General features: G+C 42.5%; 8 protein-coding genes. All 8 read right to left on the bottom strand.

The features are described 5' to 3' along the window. A partial coding sequence (locus tag L1264_RS17560; protein ID WP_235404309.1) for a toxin VasX occupies nucleotides 1-3,498 on the bottom strand: 3,498 nt, incomplete at its 3' end. Next, nucleotides 3,495-4,520, bottom strand: coding sequence for a DUF4150 domain-containing protein (locus tag L1264_RS17555; RefSeq protein WP_199526698.1), 1,026 nt, complete (start codon nucleotides 4,518-4,520; stop codon nucleotides 3,495-3,497). The genes L1264_RS17555 and L1264_RS17560, both read right to left, overlap by 4 nt. Then, nucleotides 4,508-5,416 (bottom strand): hypothetical protein, encoded by a 909-nt coding sequence (locus L1264_RS17550; protein ID WP_235404308.1) that lies wholly within the window; start codon nucleotides 5,414-5,416, stop codon nucleotides 4,508-4,510. The genes L1264_RS17555 and L1264_RS17550 overlap by 13 nt, the downstream gene beginning before the upstream one ends. Next, nucleotides 5,406-6,437, bottom strand: coding sequence for a DUF2169 family type VI secretion system accessory protein (locus tag L1264_RS17545; RefSeq protein ID WP_235404306.1), 1,032 nt, complete (start codon nucleotides 6,435-6,437; stop codon nucleotides 5,406-5,408). Before L1264_RS17545 ends, L1264_RS17550 begins: the two co-directional genes overlap by 11 nt. After that, nucleotides 6,427-7,659 (bottom strand): hypothetical protein, encoded by a 1,233-nt coding sequence (locus L1264_RS17540; protein ID WP_235404304.1) that lies wholly within the window; start codon nucleotides 7,657-7,659, stop codon nucleotides 6,427-6,429. The genes L1264_RS17545 and L1264_RS17540 overlap by 11 nt, the downstream gene beginning before the upstream one ends. Continuing rightward, nucleotides 7,586-8,002, bottom strand: coding sequence for a hypothetical protein (locus tag L1264_RS17535; protein ID WP_199526694.1), 417 nt, complete (start codon nucleotides 8,000-8,002; stop codon nucleotides 7,586-7,588). Before L1264_RS17535 ends, L1264_RS17540 begins: the two co-directional genes overlap by 74 nt. Nucleotides 8,003-8,017: 15 nt before the next feature. Next, a complete protein-coding gene (locus L1264_RS17530; RefSeq protein WP_199526700.1) occupies nucleotides 8,018-10,039 on the bottom strand; it encodes a type VI secretion system tip protein TssI/VgrG in 2,022 nt (673 codons plus the stop codon). Nucleotides 10,040-10,060: 21 nt separating this feature from the next. Beyond that, nucleotides 10,061-12,799 carry a type VI secretion system ATPase TssH gene (tssH, locus tag L1264_RS17525; RefSeq protein ID WP_199526693.1) on the bottom strand — a complete coding sequence of 913 codons (2,739 nt, stop codon included), beginning with the start codon at nucleotides 12,797-12,799 and terminating at the stop codon, nucleotides 10,061-10,063. Nucleotides 12,800-12,804: the final 5 nt, after the last annotated feature.

The raw sequence follows: 12,804 nt of genomic DNA, 5'->3' as shown, positions 1-12,804 counted from the left end.
CTTTTTGGCAGCTTCAACATCATAACCGCGGTATGGTGCTATTAAACTAGCATGAGTAGGGTTAACCATTCGCCAATAAAGTTTTGCATCGACACCGTCATTAACTGCGGCAACAGGCGCAGATAGCCCAATTGAAATAGTTTTAGCAAGGTGGCTTGCAATCACTTTTGTATAAGGCTTGTAAAGTACGTTGTATATATCAAGAAGTGCTAAATCTGGGCGGTTTCGCCATTGTTCTGCTCGCACACTTGTTGAACCATCATTAATAAAAGCTGCCTTACCCCACGGGCATGCATGCAACCAAGCTTCAACCTCTGATTCACTAAAATAATAAATAAGCCCTGCTGCAATGAGAATGATCACTAAGCCTGCTATACCAAAAACGGCAATTAAGGCAGATGCCCCTTTGGTGACAATAGCAATGCCCGAGGCTGCGGTCATACTTAAAAAACCTAACGCCATTACTGAGTTAGCCGTGGCAAGACCCACATTACCCTTGTTATATTCATTAACAGCATCTCTTACAGCCACATAGGTACTAATCGCTCCAGCTACTAATGTAAAAAGGTTTGCAGTGTAAAATAGTCCTACTTTTGCTGATAATACACTAAGCCTCCCTCTTAAGATTTTTTTAGTAAACTCACTTGCAGGTACTTTATTATCAGCGTATAGAATCAACTGGCCTGAGCTTGGCATACCATAACGACGCTCAACAAGGTCTTTACCTATATTCACCATTACATCAAGTAAATCTAAAGTAGCCGACGCTTTATCCATGGCACTCACGCCATCACCCATTATGACGGTATAAAAGTTAATGGCCTCTAACCCTGAAACAAACGGCAATACACCAATACTGGCTGAGCCTACTTTACCCGTTTGCTGCTTACCAAATGCTGTTTGTGCGTATTTTTTGAGAGACTTATTATGATCTTTATAACCGGCTAAATCCCAATTTGCTTTTTTTAACCTAACTTCATCTTCTCTAAAATCATCACGTAGTTCTTTTAATTCACCTTTAAGCTCTGAAAGTTTAGACTTATCTAACACCACCATTTTTTTTATTACTTTTTCTCTGGCACTGTCTGCTTGGTAATATTGCTTAGTAACCATAGCCTCAAGTTCATTTAAAGAGCCATCTAAACTTGTAATCAGGTCTAACCGAGCGGGTATGGTTACTTTATCGTTAACTTTAAGTTTAACTATTGGGCGCGTTCCACCATTACCAGGGTAACTGCCTTGGCTTAATGCTTCATCTATGCCTTCGGTTATTTTATTAAACTCTAAAATGCGTTGCTCAGCTCGCTTTGCACGGCTGTCAAAATTAAGCGGCACAACTGAATCGGGCAAGTTGCCTTGATAATAGTCGTTTACATCAATATCTATCTCAACAAGCAAGTCGTCAGAGATCATATGCGCTAAATGCATTATTTTTTGATACGGGTTGTACGACATCGCAACTGACTTAATACGAGCCTCACTATCAAGCATGTCTAGTCCAACACTTTTCAGGGTTGATAAATGCGCGCGGGTCACACTACTTTTTGTTTTTGCTTGTTTAAGTAATGTTTTGTAATGTTCTAACTCTTTATTTTTTTGTTTCAGTTGCCTGTTTAATTGTTCAGTGATGTCATCGCCATCAATCCCTTGATTACGCGCTTCTTGAATTAGCTCATTGCGTGATTTTTCAGAGCTTTTAATTTCGTTTTGTTTATTTTCTATCTGTTCTTCTAAATTCTTTATTTGCCGCTGAACATTATTACTTTCTCGCTGTAAGCTCGATTGCTTTTGCATGCGAGCAGTAAACACATCTTTAATTGTTCCGCTACCTTGAGACATTGAATACGTAGCAGTGGGGACTTCCATAATAATATTAAAAAAGCCCCATACAGCTTGACTGCTTCGCCTAAATACTTGCGTTAAATCACCTTCAATATAGCCATCTAGCCCATCGTCATTGCTCTCAAGGGCATAAAACTCATCCATATCAAAATCGATATTTTTAGGGTCGTCAGGGTCTCTAAAATTTAAGTAGTCAGTTAAGCCTGGGTTACTGCACTTTTCGTCAGGAAAAAGTAACTTGTGTAGTTTCAGTAAATTTTCACGATTACTAGTGTCTTCAGGGTGGGTACCTAACACCTTTAAAATGATATGCTGGCCTAAGTCATTACTGTCTATTTGTTTAAGCTTTTGTGCGTCTTTTTCATACACTACGCTTGAACGAAGCAAGTCTGCCGTTAAATCTTTAAGTGGGGCTAATACATCGCACATTAGTTGATACATATCGAGCCTTCGATTGCCCGTGTGATATGCATAATCCCTTGTACATTGATAAAAACTAGAAGCGCTATCTTCGTCCTCTATTATATCTTTTACATTGGCTCTTAATTCATTGATATATTCGCCTAACTCGAACACTTTTGCAGTTGCTAAAAATTTCCTGAACGCTGTTTTATCAAATTTGTTATCTATCCATTTTTTATAATCAGCAGCAATATCTTGCTCTTGTTCAGAAACACTGTCTTCACCATAGGTTGCTAACTTATCTGAAACAGATTGTGGAAAAGCAAAAAAGGTTTGTTGAACAAACGATGCTAATTCAAGCTGACCCCTTTGTTCTTTTGTGAGTTCAGCTACACTCGACACCATTTGTCCATTAGCTACTTGCTCTATCGGCAGTGAACTAATAACTGAACGCGTTAATGTAATATCCGCTGCGGCTTGGCGAACTTTGCCTATCTGGTCAGGAATAACTGGGCAATACACACCCGCTTGATTAACAACATCAAGCACAACATGCTTAGGTAGTTTGGCGCTATTATAACCTTGTTCAAAATCGCCGAGTTTATCTAACGTGAAAAGCCTATCACCTCGTAATATTTGCGCATCGCTATTATTATCGCCGGGTTTAACTGGCTCGCCATAATTTAATCTTGGATCTTCGGGGTTAAGGCCGCCAAAAAGCTCTATTTGCTTCCAAGACCATTGCACTTCTGAATAAGCTATTTGAACCTCACAGGTTTGCCCATTAAGTTTATGAGGCACAATAACTGTTTTGAGTTCTTCCCCCGTTGCATCTCTGTAACCTTTATTTTGCTTCCACGTCATGACGCCTTTTTGCCACGCAAGATTAACATCATTAAAACGTGTCACGTTTTGCTCAGTTGTAACCTTGAGTTCACGCCATAAATGACCATCAACAAAAATGTATAAGTAACCATCTCTAAGATTCGTTTTATGATTATCTATTTCATCAGCAGGATGTGCATATCTAATGGGGAATATATGAACCAGTTCAATATCAGCTGTATTGTCGTTTTCTTCTTTTGCATCCACTTTATACAAAGGAATTTTGTAATAACCTTTTTGACTTCTATCAACTGATTCATCTTTAACCATCAGAGATACATTTTTTGTACCATCTGATTGGCGTTCAAAAACAAGTTCTCTGTGGGCATTTTTTATATTGATTTTGTCTGCGACACTTAAATCACTCATTGGATATTTACCCCATCTTCGTCTAGCTTTTCTGCTCCAGATAATTTAACTATGATCTTCTTCCCTGCATTTTCAGCTTGCAAACTATCCCTAACTTGCACTCTAAGCCCCCTTGGTGCGGGGCCGCTAGGCTGCATAAGTGGCATGGGTGGGGTATTTTTATTATTTGATATCATCGGGTCGCCTTGGCGAGCCGCGGGTTTGCCTTCAATCATTACGTTAAATGACCCCATGATAAATTCGGCTTTACCATCGTTCGTTCCGCTTATAATCCCTCTTTTATCACCGGGTTTATCACCTTTACTTTTTGAGAATTTACTTTTAATTGTGGCAGCGCCTTTGCCATTGATTTTAACTGAGCCAGCAACCCCAGTTATATCAGAAGATTTTGCGTTATTTACATAGGGAATGGGTACAACAGTCGGAACAATTGTGGTTAAGCACACATCGATTGTTGTTAGCTTACCACCGCTATCTTTATGCACGGCGGTACGGCCATTTATAAGTACATTTTGCCCTGAGACTGTAGCAGTTTGTGGTGCCTCTGATTCAGTGTCTTTAACCAGTTGCTGCTCTGTGCCTGGTTGCCAACCTAAATGATTCGACACTAAATCTAAAAAGGCACGAGGGTTATTAATTGGTTTGTTAACGTCCATATTGGTCTGCGGTTCGTTCCACGGCAGAATTGGCTGGTTTTTCTCGTTATCCCATTGCGGTGGCGGAATAATGTAATCTGGAATAAACCGATTAACCATTTCACCAAGTGTATGCTCTCGGTACTTGGGTCTGGCTATTTCATCTAAAAAAGCAGATTCGCCTTCAGAACGGTCTGCAAAAATAGCAATACCATTGGCTTTGCCGAGCGCACCATTGCTTCGCGCACTGTTGGTTAGACCAAGTAATGTCGGGTTATTATGGCGCCATGTAACACTACCGCCGCTTCGTACGTCAGCAGTGAGTGCGTCTATGTCGTATTGTACGCTGCCTGATTGTTTGCCAGCTATGGCATTTATATATGACATTCGCTTTCACTCCTTGAAATCTTAAATAGCTGTTCATTTGGCTGATTGAACACCACAAAAACGTGTTCAGTGTCAGCCATCAGCGGGTTATGCAAATAGCTTCCAGCTAATGCAAATGCCGCAGATTGGTTTGCCACGCCTTGATAACCTATTACGGTATTTAGTTCGGCAAACTCTATTAGTTCATCATCATTTTTATAGTGTTTTTGGGTATAGCTAAACCACAGTTTTTGCCATTCATATGACTGCATGCCTGCAAAAATAAAGGTATCACTAACCTGTATGTTTGCTTTTTTAAGCTTAGAAGGCATTGGTTCATCGAAGGTGGTGGCTTTGAAACAACCTTGTCTGTGTACCAATAACGCATAGCCACCTTCGCCATTAATCACGCCGCTAGGGCCATTTACCACTTGTACTGTGTGATGCTTAGCTTGCTCCGACACGTATTCAAAACTATTACAAGAATCAACGGCAACTACGAGGGTATCGAGTTCGGTTGCTTCGAGCTGCCAATCGCTTACCTGCTCAAAAGCAGGTGTTTGCTCAGGCATTGCATCAGTCAGTATTTCACTTAATGTGTCATCATCAATCAGCGGCTCGCCATTACTGTCGTGCGGTAATATAAACTGAATTTTGTTGACCCTAAATGAACAACAAAGTTTTTTTAACTCAATGCTTTCAATAATATGAGATAAAATTAGCAAGCAACGAGTTTGCCTATCAAGCCCTGTAAGCTCAGTCAGTTCTACAAATACATATGGGGCATCTAAACTAATATCACAGCGGATCAGCGCTTTGCTTGGCTTTGAATACAACATTTGGTTTGCCACCGATGTATAAAAACTTTCGGTATAACACCCCGCGGCATTAACATGATAAAGAGTATCAAACTGCATCGTTACCTCCCTGCTCAGCTACAATTATATTGCTGCTACTTGCCACATTGTCACTGTTGATATGTCCGCGCCATAACAGCGAAAAGCACTGTGCGTCCGAATCAATCACTAAGGTATCGCAGTGCATGTCGATATCATGCCTTGTTAACGTATTAGCCACTTGCACTATTGGCTTAAGCACAGGAAGCTCTACAGTTTGTTGCTGGCCATATTCTTGTAATGGATATAATCCGCTTAAAGAAAACGCCCAGCCTTTTGTAAACACTTGCTTTGTTTGTTGATCTGCGGGTGCTGTGTTGTAAAAGTTGCTAGCCAATGACGTTTTGAACGGGTATTTACCAGCCATGAGCGCTTGTTCGTCAATCTCTGGCATTAATTCTATACGCGGTGACCAATGACTCGGAATTGCCGAAAAGCCAGCAACGCTTACTTGATGACTTGGTTTTCTTAATACCTCATTGGCATACTCTATCGCAGGTAAAAGCTGCCCTACTGCGTGCTTATTTTTCAGTTTAAAGCCAACGCCTATTGGGTTTTCGAGGCTATAGACGTTTTGATCATGATGTGCTTTGCCCCCAAACGCGCGGCTATAACAGATAGCTGTTGGCGTAATAGGGCTTGGATCTGTTGCGACAGGGCCAAGCAGTGAACGGCGCCATTCACGTTCGCCAGTAATGCGTAATCGCTTTTTAATTATAGGCGTGTCGTTTTCAACTAAACCTAGCTCAACCTCAATAACACGAGCAGTTTTGCCCTTTGGCGGGTACGCAGTAAAGTTGCCATACATTTCGAAACCTTGCTTAAATGCCACTTGTTCATTCACTGCCACCAGCGGCTCGCTAGTCGGATCACCGCTATATTCGTCGGCCATGACGATTTCAACACTCGGTTCCATTAAGCTGGTATTGCCTTTTTCATCAAACTCAAAGCTTTGTTTTACCAAAACAACATGAGACGCAGTGCCATCTGCTTGCCAACCTTCGAACACGCTTGCTTGCCAAGGAGTAAAGTTATGCAGCATGTTGTGCTCCTGCTGTTAACTTTTGCCACTGAACTGCTGTTTGCTGAGTATGATAAAGGCCACAGGCCAGTGTTAATTCAAACTGAGGGGCAAATACTCGCTGTACAATCTCGCCTGCAAATTCTGCTAAGCCTTGCTCTGGCTGCGCTTTTGTAAAACTCACGCCTTTTAAAACACACTCTCCTTTGCTTAAAGCCAGTGCTTGCCTAACATGCTCTGCATCATGCAAGTTTATACCGGCTTGCACATGATGCTGATTTTGCGTGCTTACCAGTGTTAAGGCTTCTGCTTTTGCAAGTGGTCTATCTGTTAACGTTAGCCAAGCCTGATAAGCTGCTTGCTGTGTTTGCGCAACGCCCATAAGCTCTATCACCAATACCAGCGCTGATTTATACACAAAGTGGCTTAATACGGTTTGGCAAAATTCTGGGTGCGCTTTACAAAATAAAGCGCAAGGCTCATGCCAGCGACTATCGTTAACCAGCCCCGCTAACTGTAATAACTGCGCTTTATGTGCTGGCTCACTGGTACTCGAGAACACTTTAAACAACTTATCACTAAGGCTGTTATCGCCTTGGCAATAGCAATTGACTAAAGCGGCATATACCAAAGTAAAATCAGTATGAGCGAGTGCTTGTTGTAACTCAGCATCATTTAAAGGCTGCGAAAACAAAATAGTTTTAAGCTGCTGCGGTAATGACTCTTTGCCCTCTAGCACTGTGGCTCTGAGTGCTTTTTGTTCTGGGATAGACCAATACTTAAGTTGCTGCGATAACAAAGTATAAACAGGCAGAGCTTGCTGCTTTTTAAGCGCTAAAAAATAGTCACTGTTATCTTGCTCAGGTGCAGCCATTAAACGTGTTGCGCAAAGCGCAAAAATGGCCTGTTGCTCGCTCGCTAACGCGAGCTTACAAAAATCATCACAGCTAAGTTCAGCAAGGTCGTTAAAGCTATTCCCATTGAAGTAGTCGCACGGTGACTGCTGCTTAAGCGATGCCAGCACATAAAGATGATTAAGCACTTGATGCTCTAACACTTTTTGCCTTGCAAGACTATACGCCCCTGACGCAAGGAGCTTTTCACGGTGCGCCATTAAGGTAGTAACACGCTGTTGATGCTGTTTTAACTTAGAAACCGCTGCAAACATATTAATTAAGCCTAATCGGCCAACCTGCCAAAGTAAGGTCTTGTTGGCTATTTGCAGTGATATCTTCGCCTTCAAGCACGATAGTGCCATCGGCAAATACTTCGATGCTGCCCTTTGCGGTTTGCAAGCTAACGCTTTGCTCTGCGGCAATAATAATATGCCCTGCTTCGTTGCTAATATGAGCCGCCGGAGATTGTTCAGGTGCGGCTAAAAGTGCTGTAACAATGACACCTTGCTCACTGTGTAGCACCACGACTTGGCTACCTACTTTGCAACACGATACATGGGCAGCTTGCAAAGCAACATCATAACGAATGTGATTTATAATCACGCTCAAGGCTTTGCCCTGAGGCGATACTTCACTGACCTCTGCAAGACTATGTTGTTGATCAAATAACTGAGTTACTGTGGCTGTCATTTTCAGTCCTTGAAATTAGTTATTACTTATTGCATTGCCTTTAATAGCAATGTTTCTAGCCGATAGAGTGATATTGGTGGCATCGATAGTTAAATTACCCGCAGCATCAATCTCTAAACTTGCACCACCTTGGCTAAGCTGGATAGAGCCTCGACCTTCGCCTTTGATGGTGATATTTGCTCCGCTTGAGAGGTTCAAATCACCATTTGGCGCTTGAAACTCAAGGTTGCCATCGACCGAGTAGACACTAAAATCTTGCTCACTTTGCAACTTAAGTTCTTGCGCTGCTTTAAGTTCGCTGCTGCCATCAGTCGCTTCGATACGGGTATCGGCATCAGACTTTAATGTTAAGTCAGCCGCAGCCGTTACCTTAATATCACCCTCGCGTGTTTGAACTTGTAGGGTGTTCTCAACACGATTAGTAAAATCGTTGGCAGCGGTAAAAATGGCGTCATTCTCAGCAACAAACTGTAGGTTCTCTTTGGCTGAAATTTTAACGTCACCTTCCACTGATTTGAGTGTAGCTTGATGGGCATTCTCGGTGGCATCTAACAACAATTGGTTTTTATTTTCTTTATTTGCAAGGCTAATTTTTTCTTCACCGCTTTTGTCATCCATGATCAAGCTATGCCCAGCACGGGTAACAAGCTTATTCTCTGTCGGATTTTGGCTGGTAACCGGGTTTGGGCAGCTCTGATTATAAAGCGCGCCTAAAATAATCGGCCTATCTAGGTCGCCATTTTCGCCAGTTACTAACACTTCGGTGCCCGTCGTTAACGGAAAATGCATACCATGGCCACTGCCACCATATTGCTGTAGTAAGCGCGTTGGGCGGCTTTCTTGGCCTTCACCGTCTTGGTTAAACGGTAAGCGCACTAAGTAATTGCCATCGTCGTCAACCTCTTGCTCAATGGTGGCATTAAATGTTGCAAATACACGACGTGCAGGAGACAGCTCAGCTCTAAACTCAACGGATGCAGGCAATAAATAGGCTTGGTTTTTATAGGTTAACCCTTTAACTTGCGAGCCATATTCTACTGCCGCAGATTGGCTGCCTTTGTGATCAACACGCGTTATTAAATACAGCCCTTTATGATCAGGGTGGTCATACACTGTCAACAACATACCGGGTCTTAAGGCACGGCAATCCGTATCAATAATTAATTGTTCACGCTGACAATCAAACGCTTGTTGACGTACTTTCGCCAGCGAATTACCTATATTGGCGTTAGGAAAGTTATCTGCATAATGACTGTCATCACCAAACCCTGGGTAACTGGTATTATTTGCGGTCGACACATTTAAGTTACCTTGCGCTTTGTAGTTGTAATCATTAAGCGACACACTTTGTGGATGCAACTGTGCTTTACGGCTTATTGCAAAAATGGTTTCGCTATTTCGAACTTGCCCTGATGGCGGCACATAACTCAGGCTTATATCATCGCATTGCCCGGAAAAGTCTTTACTGCTATTACAGACTTTGAAGGTGCAATCACCTTCTGTTTGCTCTACAAAGCCATATACAAAGCCATACTTACGCATCAAACGCGTGACAAACTCATAGTCTGTTTCGTTGTATTGAACCGTCATTTCAAGGGTTGGTCCCGATGCTTGAATACTAAACTTTTGCATTGGAAAACCTGCTTTAGTAAACACGCTTTTTACTATGGCAGCTGGATCCATCATGGTGAAAACACGGTTTGAGTGCTGATGCTTTAACAAGGTTAAATAAGAACTCATGGTCAGCGTATAGTGATAACCCTGATGACTTTGCCCATGGGCAGTAAAAGCACTGATGAGACCAGAAATAGTGCGGTCGGTCATTGACCACACTAATTTTAGCTTGGCGTCTTTACCTAACAGCATTTCAGCACTGAGGTGTTCTTGACTTAAAATTTGAATGTAAAACGAAAAGTCTTCACACAGGCTGTCATTAGTTGATTCAAAATCTGTCACCGATACCATGCCATCAGGCAATCCTTGCACGTTGACACTAAAATGACTGGTGTTGGCTTTTAGTTCATTTAGGCTATCCATGAATCCCATTGTTCAAATCCTTTATGCTTGGTCCGCAAAGGTTGCGGTAATTTCATCATTCTCATCAACAGCTAAGGTGAGAATATCTGGCATATCATCCTCTGCCATAAACTCTAAAATTGATTTAGCAATGCCAGGCAATATTTGCTGCTCAATCACAGCGTTAACCATGCGTGCGCCACTGTCTGATAACTGGCATTGTTCGGTCAGTTTATTAAGTACTGTTTCATCTACACGCAGCTGCATTTTGTGATTATTCGCTAAACGTTTGGCAATACCGTCTAGTTTTAAGCTGACAATTGATTGCAGTGCCTCTTTATCTAGCGCTAAATAAGGAATAACTTGCATTCGCGCTAACAGTGCTGGGGCAAAAAATTGCAGTAGCTGCGGCTTAATTAGCTCTGTTAGTGCTGTAATTGAAGGAACTTGCCATGGACTGCCATCTTCATTTAAAGGGGCTTGTTCACTATTCAATGCTGCATTGATTTGGTCTTGATTTTCAATGTCGGCATGTTCATCGTCAGTCGGCTCAGTTAAATCAATAACATTGGGTGGCGTGCAAGCGTCAATAAGTTCAGCGGACCCTAAATTTGAGGTCATGATGATCACGGTATTTTTAAAATCGATTTCGCGACCTTCGCCATCGCGCATACTGCCACGCTCAAAAACTTGATAGAACATGTTTAGTACATCTTTATGCGCTTTTTCTACTTCATCGAGTAAAATCACCGAGTACGGACGCTGCCTTACAGCCTCCGTTAATACCCCGCCTTCGCCATAGCCAACGTATCCCGGTGGCGAACCCTTAAGCTGCGATACTGTATGCGCTTCTTGATACTCGCTCATGTTAATGGTGGTTAAAAACTTCTCACCACCAAATAATTGCTTGGCTAAACATCGTGCAGTTTCGGTTTTACCCACCCCAGAAGGGCCTGCTAATAAAAACACACCAAGCGGTCCATATTCATTGCTTATGCCTGCCTTACTTACGCGCAACGTTTGGGCTATTTTTGCAATGCCAGATTGCTGACCTATCACTTCTTGGCTAATGACCTTTTCAAGAGTGATCAAATTGGTTATTTGATCTTTCACCATCGCGCCAACGGGCACGCCTGTCCACTGCGAAATAATTTGCGCAACGGCATCGGCATCCACTTCGCTGTAAAGACCATTATTTTGTGTGTTTTGCTCTTTTAGCGTTTGTCGTAAGCTAAGTAACACCCTGCTGTCTAATTCATTTTGCGAATTAGCTTGCTTAAATTCATTGATTTGACCTAATGTCGAAATTTGTGACTCACGCGCACTGGTCAATGCTGCTAAGTTATTCTGCGCTGCATTTAGTTCTTGTTGTAAGTGCAGCAATTTGTCCATATCAACCGCCAAACCTTGCTCGCTTTCTGCTGCAATGCTTTGGATACGTGTTTCTAGATAATTAATGTGCTCTCGCTCAGCTTCAATGGCAGCTGGGTCGGTAGCAAACGACATTCGGACTCTTGCCGCAGCCGTATCTAGCACATCAATGGCTTTATCTGGTAGTTGACGACCCGTGATATAACGCGACGACAAGACCACCGCTGCTTCTATTGCATCATCAGTAATTTGAATATTGTGATGTTGTTGATACTTATCTTTCAAACCCGCTAACATCAACTGAGCAGCTTGCTCCGTTGGCTCATCAACTTTAATAAGCTGAAAACGGCGCTCAAGTGCAGCATCTCGCTCAAAGTATTTTTTGTATTCGCTCCAAGTGGTTGCAGCAACTGTGCGTAACTCACCTCGGGCAAGCGCAGGCTTTAGCAGGTTAGCCGCATCACTCATACCAGCATCACCACCAGCACCAATCAATGTGTGGGCTTCATCAATAAACATGATGATAGGGGTGGTTGAGTTTTTTACTTCATCGATCACTGTTTTTAAACGGCGTTCAAATTCACCTTTAACCCCTGCACCAGCTTGCAATAGGCCCATATCTAACACCAGTAATCGTACACCTTTGAGATCATCAGGTACCTGACCATCAACAATACGCTGAGCAAATCCTTCAACTACTGCAGTTTTACCTACCCCTGGTTCACCCACTAAAATTGGGTTGTTCTTACGACGACGACAAAGTACATCAACCATCATACGAATTTCGTCGTTGCGACCAAGCACAGGGTCAATTTTGCCTTGTTTTGCTTTTTCGGTCAGATCTTCACAATATTCATCAAGGGCACCACCTTGGCCACTTTGCTTGTCAGTAGCATTTTGCGGGGCACTTTGCTTTGCCTGTGGATTTAATCGCTCACTAGAGTTTTGGCAAAGCTTATCGAGGTTTTCAGCCATGAAACGGGCGTCAATTTTTTCAAGTAACGCTGGCAATTGCAGTACTGGGCTGTACGGCAATAACTCAGTCAAGGCATCGATCAACGCAGCACCAGTGATCCAGTCACTTTTGTGCTGCACATTTGCACTTAACCAAGCACGCTCAAGCCACTCATAAAGTCGACGAGAAAAAACAGGCTTACTTTGGTTACCCGCTGGTTGGCGGTTTAAAAAGTCGAGCAGCTCATGCCACACTGCGTCTTGATTAATATTAAAAAAGTGAAAAATATGCTCTAAATCGCCGTTACTGCCTTCTTCCATCAACTTAATTAATAAATGTTCAGGTAACACTTCATAGTGACTACGACTACTCGCAAACCCTGCTGCTGACTCAAGTGCTGTTGCAGTATGGCCATTTAGTTTGTCGATAAGCTGCTTTATGCCTTTTGCATCCATGTTGT

Source organism: Pseudoalteromonas sp. APAL1 (assembly GCF_021532475.1).
In the GTDB taxonomy this organism is placed as follows: domain Bacteria; phylum Pseudomonadota; class Gammaproteobacteria; order Enterobacterales; family Alteromonadaceae; genus Pseudoalteromonas; species Pseudoalteromonas lipolytica_C.
The sequence above is the reverse complement of the archived record's forward strand: the minus strand, read 5'-3'. Positions and strand labels throughout refer to the sequence as shown.